This window comes from Streptantibioticus cattleyicolor NRRL 8057 = DSM 46488, assembly GCF_000240165.1.
GTDB lineage: Bacteria > Actinomycetota > Actinomycetes > Streptomycetales > Streptomycetaceae > Streptantibioticus > Streptantibioticus cattleyicolor.
Window position 1 is genome coordinate 2,393,814 of sequence record NC_017586.1, and the last position, 16,187, is coordinate 2,410,000.

Here is a 16,187-nt window from a genome sequence, read left to right on the forward strand (position 1 = left end):
CGCAGCCGGCCGGGCGGGGCTCTGCGGTGCGGTGCCCGGACGGCCGCGGCTGCCGAGGAGTCAACAGGAAACCCCTACCGGCGGCCCCCGGGCGCCACGACACTGGGCGCCATGACGTGGACGCCGCCACTGACCGACCACCAGCTCGTCGTGCTCCGCCTCCTCGCGCGTGGCCACACGCACACCCAGATCGCTGGAATCCTCGGGGTGCGCCCGGAGACGGCGGGGACCATCATCAACGGCATGCGGCTGTCCCTGGGTGCCCGAACCCTGCCCCACGCGATCGCCCTCGGCTACGAGTTCGGCATCCTTCAGCCGGGCAGCGGGCACTACGCTGCCGACCGCTCCACCAACGGCAGTTGAAGGACTGCTGCGCGCGGATAGCTGGTCTGGCACCGCCCGCAGCGCTCGCCCGCCGTATCGAACACGAACGTCAAGCGTGCACCGCACGGACACCTCACCGAGATCCAGCGCGGATGCTCGATCCCCAGGACCCGTTCGCACCGGGCCCGCAGCGCGGCGACGTCGCGGGCGAAATCCTGGACAGCCGGGTGGGTCGAGCAAACCCAGCGGACCTGGCGGAGCAGGACGTCGACCGACTCGTTCACGGTCCGCTCGACGCTGCCGCGGGGCTGCGGCGGCGGCCACCCGAGGTGGTCGCGCAGGTCCCGTTCCCAATCCAGCAGCACGCCCTCGATGCCGCCCGGGCCGACGAGGTCGAGTACGTCCTCGCGGACCGGCATCGGCGCTGTCCGGGAGCCGGGCCGGCCGCCGTATCGCGGTGACCGGCCGGGCTCCAGGGCGCCGGTGAGGCCGCGGTACAGCGACGGGAGGGCGGCGAGGTTCTGGGCCAGGCGCTGCTCGCACGCGCGGTGGACCCGGGTACCGGCCCCGCTGGGCCGATCGCAGATCTCGCAGGCCAGGTGCTGGCCGGGGCCGGGGTCAGGCACAGGCGGCCTCCGTCGTCCGGTCGGTCAGGCTGAGCAGGCCGTGCTGGTAGCCGAGGGCGACGGCGTGGGCCCTGCTGCGGGCGCCCACCGTGGCGAACAGGTGTCGGCCGTGGGTCTTGACGGTGTCGAGGGACAGGTGCAGCTGGGCTGCGATCTCCTCGTTCCTCCTGCCGTGCGCCATGAGTTCCAGCACCTGGTGCTGGCGCAGGGTCAGGCGGATGTCGCCCGGGAGCGGCTCGGGGTGCAGGCCGGTGAGAACGCCGGCGCGGTAGCAGTGGCCGACGGTGCCGGCGGCGGAGTGCGTGCCGAGCCGGGTGGAGATGCGGTTGAGGTGGCTGCGGACGCACCCCGGGGCGATCTCGAGGTGGGCGGCGATCTCGATGGTGGAGTGGCCGCGGGCGAGGCCGGCGATGACCTGGATCTGGCGTGGGGTGAGAGGCAGGGGCATCGGGGTCTCCGGCTGGGGGTGCGCGGGTTGCGGGGTGATCTGGTAGCCGCTGGCGGTGAGGTAGGCGGTGACCTGGTCGGCGGCGTGGGCCAGATCGCGGCGGGTGGGGTCGGTGAGGATCCACCAGTCGGTGAGGGCGGCGTGGATGACGTCGCGGGCGGCGTCCGGGACGGCGGCGGTCACGCGCTGGCCTGCCCGGCTTCGGCGTGGGCGTGGGCGTCCCGGCGTGCCTGGTGGGCGACGGTGCGGGTGCGGCCCGTCGGGGTAATGCACGCGGTGCCGGGACGGGCCCGGCACCCGTCCTTGGGGCACGGCACGGACAGCTCCGGGGGCCGCGGCCGGATGCCGAGCTGAGCGCGGACCCAGTCCGGCATGTAGGGCCGGTCGGCGGGGGTCGCGGCGGCGATGGCCGGGACGGGCGCGGGCGGCTGGGTGCCGTGGGCGACGGCGATGCGCCCGTCGCGGAGGGCGCGCCGGTAGGCGACTTCGTCGACCGGGTCGACGGGTGGGGCCTGTTCGACGTGGCGGCCGAGGCGGGCGGCGGCGTCGGCCTTGTAGGCGGCGACGATGTCGGAGGGCAGGATCGGGTACGGGCTGCGCCGGTAGTGCTCCTGCGCGGCGCGCAGGGCGTACTCGCGGGGGACGTCGGCGAGGACGGCGGCCCACATGGCGGTCTTGCCGCGTAGCTCGTCGGGGTCCGGCGGCAGGATGCGGGGGTCGGCCAGGCTGATGGTCTTGAGCAGGCCGGGGATCTCGTCGGGGCTCATGAGGGTCCTCCGTTCGCGCGGAGTTCGTCGGCGATGCGGTCGAGCTCGTGGCGGGCAGCGCGGCGGGCGGCTGCGGCGCGGTCGAGCGGTGGCTGGTCGGCGCCGCCGGGCAGCGGGACGAGGAAGGCGCCCTGCATCTGCGGGGTGGGGCGTTCGCGTTCGGCCCACTCCTGCCAGCGCGCGCCCCAGTTCGCGGCCTGGCGCCGGTCGGCGTGCTGGCGGCGGACGAACTTGCGGGTGACCTCGGCGAGTTCGGCGCCGGTGAGCGCGGGGCGGCCAGCGGCGAGCCGGGCCTGTTGGGCGGCGGCGATGTCGTCGCGGCTGGGCTGCCAGCCGGTGGGGATCAGAGAGAGCGCCGGGCCGGGGTCGCCCCTACGGTCACTGTGCTCTCTCTGCGTACCACCTATGGGTGCGGGTCGGGTCGGGTCGGGAACGCGCGCGCGTGGGGCAGCGTCTCGTTCCGCGTCGTGAGACGCGTCGCGTGACGCGTCTGTAGACGCGTCTACACCAGTGGCCGGCTGGTCAGTCGAGGCAGGGGCCGGTGCGCCCTTCTGACGCTCACGCCACCGCTGTTGACGTGCGGCTTTGGCCTTGCGGTCAGCGCGGACCTGCTCGGCCGTCGGCTGGTACTCGTGGTAGTCGTGGATGCGCCATCCGTCCGGAAGCTCTTCCCACAGGCTACTTTCCACGAGCTCTTTCGCGTGCCTTCGTGCACTCCTCACGTCGGCTACGAGCCGCAATTCCGCCGTCTTCACGACGCCGTCGGTGAGATTTTCCGCAGACCAGCAGATCGCGGAGACGTAGAGCCGGAAGGCCGCGTCGGACAGCAGGCGGATCTTCCGGTTCGAGGGGAACCGGTCATCGAGGCGGACCCAGGGCATGCGGTGGTGCTCCTACACGTCGAGTGCGATCTGGCCGGGAGGACCGGCCAGGTGCTTGTGGCTGCTGCGGGGCCCGGCCGGTGGCCGGAGTGGTGCGGTGCACTGGTGGTCCAGCACGTGCGGGTGTGGGCAGTCGGGCGGGTGGCTGCGGTAGACCCAGCGCAGGTCGATCCCGGCGAAGGGGCCGTCGCGCAGGCACCAGGCGAGCCGGTCCGGCGTGGTGCGGCCGGCGGCCCGGGCCGTGGGCATCGGCTCGTCGTCGGCGACCACGGCGAGCGCGGCCCGGCGGCCGACGAGCTGGGTGATGACCGGCCGGCCGCAGCGGGGGCAGCGTGTGCGCCGCGCCCCGCTGCTGGACCGGCGGCCCGTCACGCGGTCGGCTGCCGCGGCTGGGGCAGGGCGTCGAGGGCATCGCCGATCGCGTCGGCCAGGCCCCGGCGCCGGGCGGCCAGGTCGGGCGCGCCGGACTGGACGGCGTCAGCTGCGGTCAGCAGCGCGTCGACCACCTCGGCGGCGCCCTCGATGCCGGGCAGATACAGCGCGATCACGACGTGCCCCTGCCGTGCACCGGGTGGCCGCACGTGCAGGCGTCGATGCGGTGGACACCGTCCGGGCCGCGGTGCTCGCCGGGCATCACGGCGCGGCGGTCGACGCCGCTGTGCGCGGCGGCCACGGCCTGCTCCAGTGCGGTCAGCGCGATGGACTGCTCGCGTGATCCGGGCACCAGCTCGTGGATGAGCAGACCGAACTCAGCGGCGGCGCTGCTCAACCGCGCCTTGACGGCGGTGCGTTCCGGGTCGGTGCGGGGCGCGGCGAACCTGAGCGCTATCTCCTGGCGGGTGATGGCCACAGGGGGCTCCTATCGGCAGTTGTAGATGGTCGACCGGCTGACGCCGTACTCGGCGGCCAGGGCGCGGGCCGTTTCGCCGGCGGCGAGGCGTCGGCGGATCTCGTCGCGCTGGGCCGGGGTGATGCGGCGATGGCGGTTGGGGTGGCGCGGGGGCTTGTTCCAGGCGCGCTGCGCGGGAGTGGGCATCAGGGGGCGTCCCACTCATTCGCCACGTGGAGTAGAACCTGGGCCGCGGCCTTCTTCGACAGGCCCTGAGCGGCAGCCTCGATGGTGACCGCGCCGGGCGTCTTGCCGGGGCGGATGATGACGAACGCGAGCGCGTCGCGGCCGTCGATGGCGACGATCCCCGTCTCGGGCTGTTGTGGGGTGCTGGACATCAGTTGGTACTCCTGGCGAGGCAACTGGTGGTGTGGATGCGGTGGATGGTGGCGGCGAAGGCGCGGACGGCGTCTCCGACGGCGCTGTCGGTGAACCCGCAGGCCGCGCAGCGGTAGTCGGCCGTGGGTGGCCGGGCCCAGTGCCCGTACTCCGGGGTCCACGGGCGCGTGTGCTGGCCCATGTCCACCGTGAGCCCGGGCAGCTCCGCCGGCGGCCACGGCGTCACGCCGCCAACGCCTTCCGGTTGCGCTTGCACGCTTGGCAGTAGTGGCGTCCGTCCGTGGTCAAGCGGCCGTGCTCGCCCTGGTCGTGGCCGTGCACGCACCGGTCCGGGCGTTGCTGGCCACCGGCGAGGTACCGCATCTGCTCACGGATCCGGGTGCGTCCTGCCGTGTCCTCGACGTGCTCGGGCGCCACGCAGTGCTCCACGCCGCACTCGGCGTAGACGTGGCCGTCGGGCTGGCGTCCGGTGCGCACCTGGTACGCGACCCGGGCCGCACTGTAGGTGCGCCCGCGGAAGACCAGGACCGGGGTACCGCCGTGCTGGCGCCGGCCGGTCCACTCCAGGTGGCCGCCATCGAGCGGCCGGGTGTGGGCGCCCCACTTCTCGGCGAGCGTCGTGGACGGTCGGGGTGTCTTGGGGATACCGAGGGCGGCACGGGCCCGGGCGACCGTTTCGGCCGCGCAGTGCAGTTCCGCGGCGATGGACCGATCGGAGCGGCCGTCACGGAGCAGGGCGGCAATGTCCGAGCGAATCTTCACAGGGGCACCCCCGCGAGTTCGTCGAGCTGGAGTTCGACCATGGGCTGACGCGCGCCGGGGATGGCCTTCCGGGCGGTGAGCCGCCAGTACCGGCGGCCACGGCTGAGTTGTTCGGCGAGCACCGGTACGGCCCCGGCGATCGCCGAGAGGTCCCACAGGGCGTTCCACTCCGCGGGCGGCAGGGCGCCGGAGCGCTTGCACTGGACGAAGAGGATCTGCCGGGGCTTGATGGCGACCAGGTCGACCTTGGACTTCGAGCCGGCGGTGCGCAGTACCTCGTAGCCCTGCTCGCGGAGTTCGCTGCGAACCCGATGTTCGAGGTCGCGGCCCCGGGCGTAGTTGGAGCGGGTCACAGCTTGCCCTCCCATGCGGCCAGGCGCTCGGCGAGCGCGTCGCGGTCGGCGGTGACCTCGGCGAGCCGGGCCAGCAGCCACGGGACATCGGCGCGGGCGTGCTCAATGAACTGGGCGTCGGGGTGGTCGATGTCCACCACGTCCTTGCGGCAGATGTCCGTCGACCAAGCGGCGACCTCGTACTCCGCCATCTCGTCGGCCGGGTACATCAGCCCCTCGGTGTCGAAGCGCGGCCGGGCGCCCTGCATGCCCCAGCGCACGAAGTCCATGACGGTCATGCCGCCGCGCTGCGGCGATTGGAGCCGCAGGTGCCGCGACGCGGTGTTGCCGCGCCAGCGCCACGGGCCAGGAAAGGCGGCCCGCTCGCGGGCGGTGATCTCGGCGATGCGCCCGGCCGGGTCGGCGGTGGTCACTGCTCGGCCTCGGACGGCGTGGTGTCCTGGGCGGGCGCGGGGCGGGCCTCCACGACGAGCATGACCCAGGTGACGGCCAGCGCGATCCACGGGATGGTGTCGGCCCACTGGCCGGTGACGATGTGGCCGGTGGCGTCGGCGGCGGCCAGGATCGCGCCGCCGATCAGGGCGGTGGCGCGGATGATGCGGTACACGGACACGGTGTTCTCCAGGTGGGTCACCCGGCGCGGCGGTGGGGTGGGCGCGCCGCGCCGGGGAGCAGGGGGTGGGTCAGGTGGTGCGGGGCGGCAGGCCGAGCGCGGCGCGGGCGGTGTCGGGGTAACCCATGGCGGCGAGCAGCTGCTCGCCGAGCCGATCGGCCGCGCGCTGCTGGCACTCCAGTTCGACGCGGTGCCCGGTGGCGCGGCGGCGGGCGGCGTGCCAGGCGAGCCGGTAGCGCTCGGCGCGCTGGTGCTCGGCGCGCAGGGCGTCCGCGGCGGCCTGGTGGCGCTCGGCGAGCACGGCGGCCTCGGCGGTGAGCCGCTGGTGCGCGTCGGCCAGGCGGGCAGCGCGGTCGGTGGCGAGCCGGGCGAGGTTGCGCCAGCTGTCCCGGTCGGTGGCCGACGTGGTGACCACGGCCGGGGGCGCCGGGGCCGGGCGGCGTCGGATGGTCCACTTCATCGTGCGGCCCCCGATCCGGGCTGGGCGACCTGCGGCCACTCGGCCGCCGGCGCGTGCCCGGCGGCCGGCTCGGTGGCGGCCTGAGGCGCCGTGGTGCTGGCGGTGATCTCGGCGGCGGTGACCTGACGCGCGGGGAACGCCTCCTCGACCGTCACCTCGCGGCGCTCGATCGACTGGAACAGGATCCCCAACTCGACCACGTCGTGCTCCGTCCACCGGCCCGACGGGCGTCCAACGCGCGTTTTCAGCTGCTCCCCGGTCACACCCAGGGTCTCGAACCTGGCAACGGCGTTTGCGATGCGCATCGGCAGTGGCACGCCACCGCCGTCCCGCAGCGTCCGGCGGCACGTCTCGATCGCGTCCTCAACGAACCAGTCCGGAAGCACAGCGAAGATTGCCTGCCTGACGCGCCGGGCGCCGTTGTTGGTGTTGTTCTCGTAGATGTCCCGTAGCTCGGTGAGCTTTTCCGGACCGCCGCGCTTGTCCCGCTTGTGCGGCACGATGAACGTCGTGGAGACGCGGCTGTTCTTCTCGACGTCCCAGGCGAACGCCTGCATCTCGGACTCGCCGTACTGGTCGTCCCGGCGCATCTCGATCAGCCCGTGCTGCATGTTGCCCCAGATCCGGGCCAACTCCCGGGCAAGGAAGACGGACGGCCCGGTGACCGTCGTCTTGCCCTTCGGGTAGCTGTAGAACGCCTTCTCCGCCAGCCGCGGGTTCCCGCACACCTGGCCCATCTCGGCGATGGCGCGCTGGACGTCACGCGGGCACTGCTGGGCGACGACGACGGCGGCCTGCACCTCGGCGGCGGCGCGGGACTGCTCGACGGCGGTCCCCTGCCCGATCCGGGCCGGGGCCGGCGCGGGCGTCATCCGTTCGATCTGCTGATGATTCACAGGTATTCCTCGGCTTCGGTCTTCTCCGCCCACGGCGGCAGGGACAGGTGGGCGACGTCGTCGCCGTAGCCGGGCCAGCGGCCGGTGCGCTGGCAGTCGGCGAAGGTCTCGATGGCGGCCCGGTTCTTCGCCCGGCCGATGCGCTCGGCCAGCATCGGCAGCTGCACCGTGCGCACCAGGTGCGGGGGCGCCTTGAGTTGGAACACGAACACGAACGCGGCGTCCTCACCGGCCAGTCCGGTGGCGCGCAGGCCGTCCAGGTACCAGGCGGCTTGCTGGTGGTAGCCGTGTGCGGCGATCGCCCGGGACAGGGCGTCGTCGTCCAGCGCGACGGCGGTCTTGTAGTCGGGCACGATCAGCCGGGCGCCCGGACGTTGGTACGGCAGCCAGTCCGGGCGCTCTCGCAGCATCACCCCGGTGGCCCGGTCGCGCCAGAACACGCTGACCTCCGGACGTCCGCTGCCGGGCGCGAACAGCACCCCGGCGACCGGGTGGCGCCGCAGCGCGGCGGCCATCGCCTGCACCAGGGCGTACTCGGCGGCCAGCAGCGGCACGGCCCCGGCGGCGCGGGCGGCGTCCCGCCGCGCGCGGGCGTCCCTGGTCCGCCAGTCCTCCGCGTCGACCACCACCAGGTCCGGCCCGACGCCGAGCACCAGGCGGTGTGCGGCCGTGCCCAGTTCGAAAGCAGTGCTCGGGGGCTGGGGGTGGTCCTGCTCGTAGCGGTACAGCGCCGGGCAGCCGGGCGGCAGGAGCCGCCGGGCGCCCGTCGAGGACAGCGCGGGGTCGCGGTGGTACGCCTCGATCGGCATGTCCGGGTAGACGCCCGGCTCGGTGACCGGGGCGCGGCCGGCGGCCGGGGCCGCGGGGGCCCCGGCCGACACGGTCTCACCCATCGGCGTCACCGCCGAAGCAGGTGCAGGTACCCGGCAACCGGGCGATCAGCATGCCGCCCCAGCCCTCCACGATCCTGCCCACCCGCGCGACCGTCCTGTACGCGAGGTAGCCCGCGGTCTCGCGGGTGACGGTCGCCCAGTCGGCCAGCCCGTTCAGGTCGTCCGCCGCGCACCACGCGCTGTCCGGCCGGTTCCACCCGCAGGCGACGACCAGCCCGCAGGCGGCGGCGATCACGTACGAGCGACGGGACGGATCCCAGTGGACGTACAGGCCGGGCGTGGGCGTCGGGATCGCGGCCACCGGCCGCCCGGCGCCGCTCGGGGTGGCGGTCACCAGCACGACGCGGCCCGACAGGTCCGGCGCGGCCATCACGCCTCACCGCCCCGGACGGGCAGCGCCCTGATCTCGGCCAGCGCCAGGCCGTACGCGGCGCACCAGCCCGCGCAGTACACGCGGGCAGGCTCCCGCGACCCCTCCACCGCGACGCGACGCATCCCCGGAGGGGTGGTGGCGGTCGCCTCGGCGCCGCACCCGTCGGTGGTGCACCTCGTCGGCTGGTCCACCGTGCGGCCCTTGGCGCCCTTCCCGGTGCGGCCCCGGTTCCAGCCGTACTGCGACGTGGTGGCCATCAGCGGTCACCGCCTGCTTCGGCGGCCCACCAGGCGTCGACAGCGGCCTGGGCCTCGGCGGCGCCCTCCCACAGGGGGGCCGTCGCCTCGGGCACCGGGCGGCCGGCCAGCAGCGCCTGGACCACGGTCACCACGGCGGCCGGGGCCGCCCACCGCGGCAGGCTGGGCAGGAACGCCGGCTCGCGCTCCAGGCGGCCGTGCGACTGCTGGGCAGCCCACTGCCAGGACTCGGCCGGGTGCTCCCACACCAGGGCGATGCCGTGCGGGTATTCGGCGGTGTTCACGGCGGGGTTCTGGCCGTTCCACACCATGACGGCGTCGAGCATGGTCGTCAGCCCGGCATCCGGGCCGTTGTCGTACGGGTTGATGTTGGCGGCCTCGGCCCCGGAATCGGTCGGGGCTAGCCCGGCGGCGGTGAGCGCGGTCAACACCGCGGCGATGTAGGGGATATGCGGAACCGTCATCGTGTGTCTCCCTCGCGTGTGCGGCAGATGGCGCACACATGGAAGGCGTCGGTGGATTCGTGGCAGCGGTCGACGCACGAGCGGCAGAACGGACTGTTGCCGGAGCGGGCGTGGCCGTCGTGCCGGGTGTCGGTCGGGTCGAACGCCCGTCGGCACCGGCCGCAGGCGGCAGGTTCCGGCTGGGTGGACTCGCCCGCGGGCGCCTGGCGGGGGCTGCGGGTGTCCTTCCCGACCGTGCTGGCCTCGGCGAGTGCGCGGCGCCCGGCGTCCGTGATGTGGTGGCCGACCACACCCCACGTGCGGGACGTGGCGTGTAACCGGCCGGCCCGGCGAGACACGGACCGCTCATACCAGCCCTCCACCGGCTCGATCAGGCCGAGCTGGGCAAGGACGGCGACCGTGCGACCGTGACCGAAGACGGAGCCGCCGCTCAGCGGATCCAGGGCGGTCGCCAGGGTCGCGCGCTGTGTCTCGGTCAGCTGGACCGGACGCGGCTGGACCGGTTCCGGCGCCGCGCCGACACGGAACGCGCGCCGGTCCGGTTCCGCGACAGCCTGGGCGGCAACCGCCTTCCCGGACGGGGTGAGCACGCCGCCGCGACCGTCAGTGTCTGCGAGGACGAGGCCGACCCGCACGAGCTTGGCCAGCGTGTCCCGGCGACTGGTGGCCACGATGCCGCCGATGTTGCACGCCAGGGTGAGGCGCTGGTGCTCGGTCAGACGGATCGTGAATTCAGCCACGGCGGTCACCGCCTTCAAGGCGGGCTGCGTCCACCGCATCGGCGATGGCCTCCGCCACCAGTTCGTTCAGCACCGCGATCCGCTTTCGCGCGATGGCGAGCTCCGCACGCAAACGGTCCACCTCGGCAGACCGCGGAGCGACCGGCTGCGGTGCGCTGACCTGCCCAGCGCCGGCCAGCTCGGCCACGACCGCCCGGCAGTTGCGCCAGGCGGTTGCGTACCAGGGGGCTTCGAGCGTGCCCCGCAGGTTGTCGGGCAGCGTCATCGCGGCGAGTCGGACGTCCACTTCCCGCAGCGCCGCGGTGCGCACCTCGGCGTCCCGCGCGGCCACCAGCTCCGGGCCCGCGCCCGGCCGCACCTCCGGGGACGCGGCCAGCGCGGACAACAGCTGCTCCAGGGCGCTCACCGGCGACCTCCCGGCCGGCCGCCGCGAGCGGCCCGCTCGCGGCGCTCCTCGAACACACCGAGGCCCCAGCACACTCCGGTCCAGGCGAGGCCGATCCCGGTCGCCCACAGCAGCCACGCGACCACCTGCGTCCCGGCCATCACTCGTCACCGTCCGCGAAGGCGGTGGCCACGGGCAGCGGCGTGACGACGTAGCCGGTCAACGTCTCCTCGTCGCCGACCTGCGCGACCATCTCGTGCGGGCTCTCCTGGTCCTCCTCGTCGGCGATCCAGTCGAGGACGGCGCGGGGCTGCTCGCGGCGGCCGTACGCCTCACAGTGGGCGCGGGCGGCCTCCGGGGTGGTGTACAGCCCGAGCGGGATGCCGTCGTACTCGGCGCGGTAGACGGTGAGCGGCGCCTGGGCGCGGGCCTCGGCGACCGACTCCGGGCACTGGAGCAACTGGGCGCTCCCCAGGGCGAAGACGACCGAGCTGACAAGGTCGTACGACGCGGCGGGGGTGAGGGCGGCGGCCTGGGCCACCCGGAGCGCGGCCCGCTCGGCGGCCGTAGGTGAGGGCGTCATGCCGTCACCGCCGGCCGGTCGGTTACCAGCGCCGCGGGGCAGCCGGTCGACAGGTCGAACCGCGCGTCGCGCCAGACGGCGTTCAGGGTGGCGCTGTACATGTCGGTGTCGCTGGTGCGGCTGTGGTACCCCAGCTCGGACAGGGTGCCGCCGAGCACCCGCTGGTAGGCGGGGAGGATGCTCGCCACCGTGACGTCGGTGGGGTGCAGGCTGCCGAGGACCGCGTGACCGTCGGGCGTGATGGTCCAGTACAGCCTGGGGAGTTCGGGGTGTTCGGCGAGCAGTTGGGCCAGCGCCAGGGCGACGCTGGTCTGCGGGTTACGCTGAGTGCTCACGGTGAGCCTCGGTTTCCTAGGTGATGAGGTGAGCCGGGGGTCGTCCCGTGCTTGGCCGTCCGGGGCGGCCCCATCAGATGGCCGGGGGGTTACTTCGTCAGCGGCGGCACGTCGAAGCGCTCGACCAGGACGCGGATGTCCGGGAGGCGGAATCCGATCCGGCCGCCGAGCTTGTTGTGGGGGATCTTCCGGGCGTACGCCCACTCGCGGAGCATCCGCGGAGTGGTCGGGAGCCGGAACTCGCTGACGGCCTCCTCCGGGGTGTAGTACCGGAGTTCGGCCGGGTCGACGGGCGGCGCCGGGGCGGCGACCCTGCGGGTCTTGGCGCCGGTCTTGGTGGTCACGTCGTCGTCTTCTCCTCGTGGGTGATTGCCTCCTGCGGCACGTCCAGCCCGGCTGCCACCCGCCTGACGGTCCCGTCGCTGGCCCCGGCCAGTCCCCGTTCGAGACGGCTGAGGTAGCCGCGATCAAGACCAGTCCGACGCGACAGCTCGCGCAGGCCCATGCCCTGGGCCCGGCGGATCGCCCGGATGGAGGTGCCGTGCGTTCTCACCACTCGAAGATAATCCGCAGCGGCTCAGTCTGCAAGCATTCTGAGCACATGCGGTGCTCGGAGTGCCCACAGCATGAGCTCCCGGGGGCGCACGGAGGGCGCGCACGCGACAGCCCGTGCAACCGTTCACGCTTGAGAAGTGAGCCAATCCGCAGGTCAGCGGCTCAATACACACTCCCCCGGTTGCATGGGATGCGGCATGATGTGCTCATGGACCAGGACTGGGACGCGCTGGGCCGACGCCTCGCTGCGGCACGGAGAGGGCTGCGGCCCAAGGTCAGCCAGAAGGAGCTGGCCGACCGCCTCGGTGTCAGCCGCAGCACGGTGCAAGCCATCGAGCGCGGCGCGTACCAGCGGGTCACGTTCGCCGTGCGCGACTACGCGCGCGCGGTGGGCTGGACCGACGAGTCCATCGAACGCGTCCTCGCCGGCGGCGAGCCGGACGCCGGCCCGGCCCTCAACGCCGCGCGAATGGGGTCCTCACCGGCGGCGGGCCAAGCGCTTCCGATCCCGCTTCGCGTGGAGGAGGAGTTGCGCGAGGGGCCGGTTTTGGACACGGCCGTGATGGAGCTCCCAGGCAGCCGGTCCCGTGTCGTCGTCGTGGTGATGGGGCCGCCGGACGCGGACCCGGAGGAGATCCGGCGCGACCTCCAGGTGTGGCGGCGTACGGAGGCCCAGTTCAAGGAGCTGGACGACTCCGACGACGTGAACCCTTAGTGGAGGCTATGAAGTTGGCGTAAAGCCTCGCATGGCGCGAGTGGGTGTGGTTGCATAGCCAGACCGAGGCGAGGGGGGCCACCGCTCACCTGGGGGGACCTATGGCGGTCCGTGTTGTGCGAGTGCGGCGGGCCTCGTTCATCCCACACAATGTGGGGATCTGGGCGGAGACTGATGAAAATGGCCGCCTATTACTTATTTTTCGTGGTGACCTGATCACCGAAGAATGCGCGCACGCACTGGAAACTGCACTGAACAACTCAGGCGCCTGGCCGATCGGTCAGGCCCCGGCAGCAGTGCTGCGATGGACGGTGCGTCAGGTCGCAAGCCGCTTCAAGCGGCGACTCTTCCGCATTTCGTGAGGACGGAATGGCGTACGCAGAAAAGAGAGTCAGTCAAGCCAAGGGCAAAAAAGGAAAAGTCACCTGGCGAGCCCGATACAAACGGCCTGATGGCACATGGGGTTCCGAACCAGGCTTCCCCACGAAGACGACCGCCGAAAACTGGGGTGAGGAACAGGAAGCAGCGATACGCGCCGGCCGCTGGATCGACCCGGAGCTGTCGCGTAAACACTTCGGTGTCTGGGCGAAAGAGTTCATGAAGGCTCGGCAAAAGCGGAGCCGGACAAACGACAAGCGCTGGGACCTGCTGAACGAGTACATCCTGCCGAAGTGGCAGCACGCGCCGCTCATCTCCATCACCTGGTTCGACGTCGACTCCTGGGCGCAGACACTCCCCTGCGAGGATGTCACCCGAGGGCATGCCGTCAGCCTCATGTCCACCATCATGACCGCGGCCGTAGATGCACAGCATCTGCTGGTGAATCCGCTGGCCGGCCGCCGCCGTTCCAAGGAGGTGCTCACGCTCGCCTCGGCGGAGGCGAAGCGGGAGGAGACCGCGGAGAAGTGGCACCGGCCCGAGGACGTCATTCTCGTCGCGGAGCGACTGGGGCCGGCCCGGGGGCTGATGGTCCTGACGGCGGGGTTCACCGGGATCAACTGGGGTGAAGGCCAAGGGCTGCACCGGTCCAAGACCCTGCTCATCCGGCGCGAACCGTACGACGGCGGCGTGTGGACGTGTCCGGTCCTGCGCATCGACCAGGAGGTCGCCGAGTCCACCCTGCGTGACGAAGACGGCAAGAAGCTCGGCGATGTCCTGGCACTGGAACCGGTGAAGACCAAGTACCGGATCCGGGATATCGACCTGCCCCCGTTCCTCGCGCTGTTGTGGCGCTACCACTACGACGACTGGCCGTTCGACTGGATGCTGTCCACGGCGAACGGGAAGTGGTGGCGCCGCAGTAACTGGGGGAAGGTCCTGCGGCCGGCCGCCGACGGCCGGCCCGAGCTCGACCGGTGTCAGGGCCGGAGTGCCCGCCCGAAGTGGGAGCCGATCGCGCCCGGCATGACGATGCGGAGCCTGCGGCACACGGCCGACACGTACCAGGAGCAGATCGGTGTGAAGGCACCGCTGGCGTACGAGCAAGCTGGTCACAAGCAGCCCGGTATCAAGGGCGTGTACCAGCACCCGACGCCGGAGATGCGCCAGGAACGCCTGGACGGCCTACAGGAGATTTTCGAGCGCGCCATGCGAAACTTGGGACTGAGGACGCTGTGGGGGCGGGTTGACCTGCGCAAAGGCTCTCCCTGGAGATGATCTCCCAAATCTCTCCCAAATGATCAACTCTGAGGGGTAGGGTATGGCGATCGCGCAGGTGAGAGCCATGGAGAGCACGGGAAACCTCCGCTCTCCTAAAGCGGGTGTCGCTGGTTCGAATCCAGCTGGGGGCACCAGCGACAACGCCCCGGACCGATCGCGGTCCGGGGCGTTTCTTCATCGCGGCAGACGGCGATCACAGCTCTGGTACACCCAGTTCGTCCGCCAGTGCCCGTAGCTGCTCGGAGGGTGGCCGGCTCATGGCCAGAAGGTCGGAGACGAGCTGCTTCACCCGTGGCATCGTGCGCAGCATCCCGGGGGACAGTTCCCGTGCTTCCAGGAGGGCGGACACGGCAGCCGCAACCTGACGGCGCTGAGCATGGGCCCCGGCGACGTCGACGCGGAACCGCGTCCGGCGCTCAGCGGAGAGCCGGAAGGCATCGACGGCCTCGGCGGCTCGCAGCGCGACCCCGGCGTCTCCGAGGTCGACGGCCACGGACACTTCGTGGAGGCCGACGTTGGTCGGGCCGAACTCGGTGTTGTAGTCGTTGCGCCCCTCCCCTACGCGCTCGGCCATCTCACGAGCCTGCCGCAGGTACGCGTAGGCGGCCTCCGCGTCGTTCATCCGGGCCGCCGCGACGGCTCGTTGGAGGGTCAGCGCTCCCCGTAGGGCCACCGCCTCGATCCGGTCGGCATCGGTCAACGACGACAGCGCGTCCACCGCGCTCCCGGACGCCTGGGCAGCCTGCCCGAAGCGACGGGCGCCCAGGAAGACGATCGAGAGACGGAACGCACCGGCCGCCATGAGCAGCGGGTCACCGGCCCGTTCCGCGGCGAGGACGGCACGGTCGGCGGCGACCCATGCCGCCTCCGGGTCTCCCATGGTCGCCAGGGCCGCGCTGCACGCGTGGTACATCGACGCCAGCAGGCGGAACGGCTCCGCTCCATCTTCCTCTCGGGCCGAGCTGGTCGCCGCCTCCACGTCGGGCACCAGACTTTCCAACAGCTCCGCGAGAGCCGCGTAGTTGCCCTCATGAGTCAACGTCCAGGCACAGTCCACCCGTTGCCGCAGCTCCGACAAGTCCGGGGGCTCATGGGGCCCAAGAAGTGCCTTCAAGGAGTGGGCGGTGCTGAGGACGAGTCGAAGGCGATCGGTCCCCGGTAGTTCTTCTTCCGAAGCCGAAGCGACGATCGGTGCCTCAGCTGCCAACTCGGCAACGGGGACGTCGAGGACGGCGGCCACCTTTTCCAGCACCATCATCCGGTCGATGCGTCGCACCCCACGCTCCACCTGGGAGACCCAGGCCTCGGAGCGGTCCAGCAACCGGGCGAACTCCTTCTGGGACAGCCCGCGCCGCTTGCGGTTGAAGGCAATCTTGCGGCCGAGTGCCTTCTCGTACTCAGTACTCAACGTCCACGCCCTTGCCTGAAACAAAGTCGAGGCGATCGACCTCGATGGCGGACAGATACTGCTCCCGCTCAGCGAGGAAGGCCCGCACATGCTCCTGTACTTCGTGGGCCTCGAAGGCGTTCTTGTCGCGGTACAGCTCGTAGAAGACGCGTTCCAGGGGACGGCCGTCAACTCGGTGCACCGCATAGATCACCGTTCCGGGCTCCTTGGCCCGAATCTGCTCGCCGGTCCGCGCGACCAAGGCGTCGAACGCCGCAGCCGCCGCTGCGTCCTTGCAGGTGAAGCGCACCATCAGGCCGAACACGCGGTTCCCCTCTCAGTCGGTTGCTCCGTCGGCACCGCACCACGGCGTGAACGCTATGCCGCCGACGATCCGGACGAAAAGTGCGATCCCGCACTTGCACTAACCGCACACAGGATACGGTACTGGTACTTAAAGTACGGCCTACTGGGGCGGAGCAG

The 16,187-nt window shown here is 72.1% G+C and carries 33 protein-coding genes and 1 tRNA gene; 5 read left to right on the top strand and 29 right to left on the bottom strand.

Features of this window, described 5'->3' with window-relative positions:
• Window positions 1–111 precede the first annotated feature (111 nt).
• Window positions 112–363, top strand: coding sequence for a helix-turn-helix transcriptional regulator (locus tag SCATT_RS10625; protein ID WP_014143019.1), 252 nt, complete (start codon window positions 112–114; stop codon window positions 361–363).
• Here SCATT_RS10625 and SCATT_RS10630 read toward each other — a convergent pair.
• From SCATT_RS10630 to SCATT_RS10750, 27 genes are all read right to left on the bottom strand, one after another.
• Window positions 330–950: a hypothetical protein gene (locus tag SCATT_RS10630; RefSeq protein ID WP_014143020.1), complete on the bottom strand. Its 621-nt coding sequence runs from the start codon at window positions 948–950 to the stop codon at window positions 330–332. The genes SCATT_RS10625 and SCATT_RS10630 overlap by 34 nt on opposite strands.
• Window positions 943–1,581 carry a response regulator transcription factor gene (locus SCATT_RS40585; RefSeq protein WP_014627821.1) on the bottom strand — a complete coding sequence of 213 codons (639 nt, stop codon included), beginning with the start codon at window positions 1,579–1,581 and terminating at the stop codon, window positions 943–945. Before SCATT_RS40585 ends, SCATT_RS10630 begins: the two co-directional genes overlap by 8 nt.
• Complete coding sequence (locus SCATT_RS37950) at window positions 1,578–2,165, bottom strand: zinc finger domain-containing protein (RefSeq protein ID WP_014143022.1); 588 nt, start codon at window positions 2,163–2,165, stop codon at window positions 1,578–1,580. Before SCATT_RS37950 ends, SCATT_RS40585 begins: the two co-directional genes overlap by 4 nt.
• Window positions 2,162–3,046 carry a hypothetical protein gene (locus SCATT_RS10645; protein WP_014143023.1) on the bottom strand — a complete coding sequence of 295 codons (885 nt, stop codon included), beginning with the start codon at window positions 3,044–3,046 and terminating at the stop codon, window positions 2,162–2,164. Before SCATT_RS10645 ends, SCATT_RS37950 begins: the two co-directional genes overlap by 4 nt.
• 12 nt (window positions 3,047–3,058) lie before the next feature.
• On the bottom strand, window positions 3,059–3,418 hold the full coding sequence (locus SCATT_RS10650) for a hypothetical protein (RefSeq protein ID WP_014143024.1): 360 nt from the start codon (window positions 3,416–3,418) through the stop codon (window positions 3,059–3,061).
• Window positions 3,415–3,594 carry a hypothetical protein gene (locus SCATT_RS10655; RefSeq protein ID WP_014143025.1) on the bottom strand — a complete coding sequence of 60 codons (180 nt, stop codon included), beginning with the start codon at window positions 3,592–3,594 and terminating at the stop codon, window positions 3,415–3,417. The genes SCATT_RS10650 and SCATT_RS10655 overlap by 4 nt, the downstream gene beginning before the upstream one ends.
• A complete protein-coding gene (locus SCATT_RS10660; RefSeq protein WP_014143026.1) occupies window positions 3,591–3,896 on the bottom strand; it encodes an Acb2/Tad1 domain-containing protein in 306 nt (101 codons plus the stop codon). Before SCATT_RS10660 ends, SCATT_RS10655 begins: the two co-directional genes overlap by 4 nt.
• Before the next feature lie 9 nt (window positions 3,897–3,905).
• Entirely contained in the window at window positions 3,906–4,082 is a 177-nt protein-coding gene (locus SCATT_RS36255; protein ID WP_014143027.1) for a helix-turn-helix domain-containing protein, read from the bottom strand.
• Window positions 4,082–4,273, bottom strand: coding sequence for a hypothetical protein (locus tag SCATT_RS10665; protein ID WP_014627822.1), 192 nt, complete (start codon window positions 4,271–4,273; stop codon window positions 4,082–4,084). Before SCATT_RS10665 ends, SCATT_RS36255 begins: the two co-directional genes overlap by 1 nt.
• Window positions 4,273–4,500, bottom strand: coding sequence for a hypothetical protein (locus SCATT_RS10670; RefSeq protein WP_014143029.1), 228 nt, complete (start codon window positions 4,498–4,500; stop codon window positions 4,273–4,275). Before SCATT_RS10670 ends, SCATT_RS10665 begins: the two co-directional genes overlap by 1 nt.
• Complete coding sequence (locus SCATT_RS10675; RefSeq protein ID WP_014143030.1) at window positions 4,497–5,036, bottom strand: hypothetical protein; 540 nt, start codon at window positions 5,034–5,036, stop codon at window positions 4,497–4,499. The genes SCATT_RS10670 and SCATT_RS10675 overlap by 4 nt, the downstream gene beginning before the upstream one ends.
• A complete protein-coding gene (locus SCATT_RS10680) occupies window positions 5,033–5,389 on the bottom strand; it encodes a restriction endonuclease (protein WP_014627823.1) in 357 nt (118 codons plus the stop codon). Before SCATT_RS10680 ends, SCATT_RS10675 begins: the two co-directional genes overlap by 4 nt.
• Window positions 5,386–5,802, bottom strand: a complete 417-nt coding sequence (locus tag SCATT_RS10685) for a hypothetical protein (RefSeq protein ID WP_014143032.1) — start codon at window positions 5,800–5,802, stop codon at window positions 5,386–5,388. The genes SCATT_RS10680 and SCATT_RS10685 overlap by 4 nt, the downstream gene beginning before the upstream one ends.
• Entirely contained in the window at window positions 5,799–6,002 is a 204-nt protein-coding gene (locus SCATT_RS10690) for a hypothetical protein (protein ID WP_014143033.1), read from the bottom strand. The genes SCATT_RS10685 and SCATT_RS10690 overlap by 4 nt, the downstream gene beginning before the upstream one ends.
• A 70-nt stretch (window positions 6,003–6,072) precedes the next feature.
• Window positions 6,073–6,462: a hypothetical protein gene (locus SCATT_RS10695; RefSeq protein ID WP_014143034.1), complete on the bottom strand. Its 390-nt coding sequence runs from the start codon at window positions 6,460–6,462 to the stop codon at window positions 6,073–6,075.
• Complete coding sequence (locus tag SCATT_RS10700; RefSeq protein ID WP_014143035.1) at window positions 6,459–7,358, bottom strand: hypothetical protein; 900 nt, start codon at window positions 7,356–7,358, stop codon at window positions 6,459–6,461. Before SCATT_RS10700 ends, SCATT_RS10695 begins: the two co-directional genes overlap by 4 nt.
• Complete coding sequence (locus SCATT_RS10705) at window positions 7,355–8,251, bottom strand: PD-(D/E)XK nuclease-like domain-containing protein (protein ID WP_014143036.1); 897 nt, start codon at window positions 8,249–8,251, stop codon at window positions 7,355–7,357. Before SCATT_RS10705 ends, SCATT_RS10700 begins: the two co-directional genes overlap by 4 nt.
• Window positions 8,244–8,621, bottom strand: a complete 378-nt coding sequence (locus SCATT_RS10710; protein ID WP_014143037.1) for a Rossmann-fold NAD(P)-binding domain-containing protein — start codon at window positions 8,619–8,621, stop codon at window positions 8,244–8,246. The genes SCATT_RS10705 and SCATT_RS10710 overlap by 8 nt, the downstream gene beginning before the upstream one ends.
• Window positions 8,621–8,881 carry a hypothetical protein gene (locus SCATT_RS10715; RefSeq protein WP_014143038.1) on the bottom strand — a complete coding sequence of 87 codons (261 nt, stop codon included), beginning with the start codon at window positions 8,879–8,881 and terminating at the stop codon, window positions 8,621–8,623. Before SCATT_RS10715 ends, SCATT_RS10710 begins: the two co-directional genes overlap by 1 nt.
• On the bottom strand, window positions 8,881–9,345 hold the full coding sequence (locus SCATT_RS10720; RefSeq protein WP_014627826.1) for a hypothetical protein: 465 nt from the start codon (window positions 9,343–9,345) through the stop codon (window positions 8,881–8,883). Before SCATT_RS10720 ends, SCATT_RS10715 begins: the two co-directional genes overlap by 1 nt.
• A complete protein-coding gene (locus SCATT_RS10725) occupies window positions 9,342–10,085 on the bottom strand; it encodes a hypothetical protein (RefSeq protein ID WP_014627827.1) in 744 nt (247 codons plus the stop codon). Before SCATT_RS10725 ends, SCATT_RS10720 begins: the two co-directional genes overlap by 4 nt.
• On the bottom strand, window positions 10,078–10,491 hold the full coding sequence (locus tag SCATT_RS10730; protein ID WP_014143041.1) for a hypothetical protein: 414 nt from the start codon (window positions 10,489–10,491) through the stop codon (window positions 10,078–10,080). Before SCATT_RS10730 ends, SCATT_RS10725 begins: the two co-directional genes overlap by 8 nt.
• Window positions 10,488–10,631: a hypothetical protein gene (locus SCATT_RS38530; RefSeq protein WP_157894825.1), complete on the bottom strand. Its 144-nt coding sequence runs from the start codon at window positions 10,629–10,631 to the stop codon at window positions 10,488–10,490. The genes SCATT_RS10730 and SCATT_RS38530 overlap by 4 nt, the downstream gene beginning before the upstream one ends.
• Entirely contained in the window at window positions 10,631–11,053 is a 423-nt protein-coding gene (locus tag SCATT_RS10735; RefSeq protein ID WP_014143042.1) for a hypothetical protein, read from the bottom strand. Before SCATT_RS10735 ends, SCATT_RS38530 begins: the two co-directional genes overlap by 1 nt.
• On the bottom strand, window positions 11,050–11,388 hold the full coding sequence (locus SCATT_RS10740; protein ID WP_014143043.1) for a hypothetical protein: 339 nt from the start codon (window positions 11,386–11,388) through the stop codon (window positions 11,050–11,052). The genes SCATT_RS10735 and SCATT_RS10740 overlap by 4 nt, the downstream gene beginning before the upstream one ends.
• Before the next feature lie 89 nt (window positions 11,389–11,477).
• Window positions 11,478–11,732, bottom strand: a complete 255-nt coding sequence (locus SCATT_RS10745; RefSeq protein WP_014143044.1) for a hypothetical protein — start codon at window positions 11,730–11,732, stop codon at window positions 11,478–11,480.
• Entirely contained in the window at window positions 11,729–11,944 is a 216-nt protein-coding gene (locus SCATT_RS10750) for a helix-turn-helix domain-containing protein (RefSeq protein WP_014143045.1), read from the bottom strand. Before SCATT_RS10750 ends, SCATT_RS10745 begins: the two co-directional genes overlap by 4 nt.
• Before the next feature lie 207 nt (window positions 11,945–12,151).
• Here SCATT_RS10750 and SCATT_RS10755 point away from each other — a divergent pair, with 207 nt between their 5' ends.
• The 4 genes from SCATT_RS10755 (at window position 12,152) to SCATT_RS10765 (ending at window position 14,451) form a co-directional block, all read left to right on the top strand.
• Complete coding sequence (locus SCATT_RS10755; protein ID WP_014143046.1) at window positions 12,152–12,658, top strand: helix-turn-helix domain-containing protein; 507 nt, start codon at window positions 12,152–12,154, stop codon at window positions 12,656–12,658.
• Between the two features lie 152 nt (window positions 12,659–12,810).
• Window positions 12,811–13,020, top strand: coding sequence for a hypothetical protein (locus tag SCATT_RS38535; RefSeq protein WP_157894826.1), 210 nt, complete (start codon window positions 12,811–12,813; stop codon window positions 13,018–13,020).
• 7 nt (window positions 13,021–13,027) lie between these two features.
• Window positions 13,028–14,314, top strand: a complete 1,287-nt coding sequence (locus tag SCATT_RS10760) for a hypothetical protein (protein ID WP_014627829.1) — start codon at window positions 13,028–13,030, stop codon at window positions 14,312–14,314.
• A 54-nt stretch (window positions 14,315–14,368) separates the two neighbouring features.
• Window positions 14,369–14,451, top strand: a tRNA-Arg gene (locus tag SCATT_RS10765).
• A 59-nt stretch (window positions 14,452–14,510) separates the two neighbouring features.
• On the opposite strand, the gene SCATT_RS10770 is transcribed toward SCATT_RS10765, so the two are convergent.
• Together SCATT_RS10770 and SCATT_RS10775 are read right to left on the bottom strand one after the other, a co-directional pair.
• Window positions 14,511–15,725, bottom strand: a complete 1,215-nt coding sequence (locus SCATT_RS10770) for a helix-turn-helix domain-containing protein (RefSeq protein WP_014627830.1) — start codon at window positions 15,723–15,725, stop codon at window positions 14,511–14,513.
• Complete coding sequence (locus SCATT_RS10775) at window positions 15,715–16,029, bottom strand: putative quinol monooxygenase (RefSeq protein ID WP_014143049.1); 315 nt, start codon at window positions 16,027–16,029, stop codon at window positions 15,715–15,717. The genes SCATT_RS10770 and SCATT_RS10775 overlap by 11 nt, the downstream gene beginning before the upstream one ends.
• Window positions 16,030–16,187 lie beyond the last annotated feature (158 nt).

What these genes read in the sequence shown, in the direction of transcription:
- SCATT_RS10625 (WP_014143019.1), top strand. Translation starts at nt 112, where the DNA reads ATGACGTGGACGCCGCCACTGACCGACCACCAGCTCGTCGTGCTCCGC.
- SCATT_RS37950 (WP_014143022.1), bottom strand. Translation starts at nt 2,165, where the DNA reads ATGAGCCCCGACGAGATCCCCGGCCTGCTCAAGACCATCAGCCTGGCC.
- SCATT_RS10645 (WP_014143023.1), bottom strand. Translation starts at nt 3,046, where the DNA reads ATGCCCTGGGTCCGCCTCGATGACCGGTTCCCCTCGAACCGGAAGATC.
- SCATT_RS36255 (WP_014143027.1), bottom strand. Translation starts at nt 4,082, where the DNA reads ATGCCCACTCCCGCGCAGCGCGCCTGGAACAAGCCCCCGCGCCACCCC.
- SCATT_RS10665 (WP_014627822.1), bottom strand. Translation starts at nt 4,273, where the DNA reads ATGTCCAGCACCCCACAACAGCCCGAGACGGGGATCGTCGCCATCGAC.
- SCATT_RS10695 (WP_014143034.1), bottom strand. Translation starts at nt 6,462, where the DNA reads ATGAAGTGGACCATCCGACGCCGCCCGGCCCCGGCGCCCCCGGCCGTG.
- SCATT_RS10705 (WP_014143036.1), bottom strand. Translation starts at nt 8,251, where the DNA reads ATGGGTGAGACCGTGTCGGCCGGGGCCCCCGCGGCCCCGGCCGCCGGC.
- SCATT_RS10710 (WP_014143037.1), bottom strand. Translation starts at nt 8,621, where the DNA reads ATGGCCGCGCCGGACCTGTCGGGCCGCGTCGTGCTGGTGACCGCCACC.
- SCATT_RS10715 (WP_014143038.1), bottom strand. Translation starts at nt 8,881, where the DNA reads ATGGCCACCACGTCGCAGTACGGCTGGAACCGGGGCCGCACCGGGAAG.
- SCATT_RS10720 (WP_014627826.1), bottom strand. Translation starts at nt 9,345, where the DNA reads ATGACGGTTCCGCATATCCCCTACATCGCCGCGGTGTTGACCGCGCTC.
- SCATT_RS38530 (WP_157894825.1), bottom strand. Translation starts at nt 10,631, where the DNA reads ATGGCCGGGACGCAGGTGGTCGCGTGGCTGCTGTGGGCGACCGGGATC.
- SCATT_RS10735 (WP_014143042.1), bottom strand. Translation starts at nt 11,053, where the DNA reads ATGACGCCCTCACCTACGGCCGCCGAGCGGGCCGCGCTCCGGGTGGCC.
- SCATT_RS10755 (WP_014143046.1), top strand. Translation starts at nt 12,152, where the DNA reads ATGGACCAGGACTGGGACGCGCTGGGCCGACGCCTCGCTGCGGCACGG.
- SCATT_RS10760 (WP_014627829.1), top strand. Translation starts at nt 13,028, where the DNA reads ATGGCGTACGCAGAAAAGAGAGTCAGTCAAGCCAAGGGCAAAAAAGGA.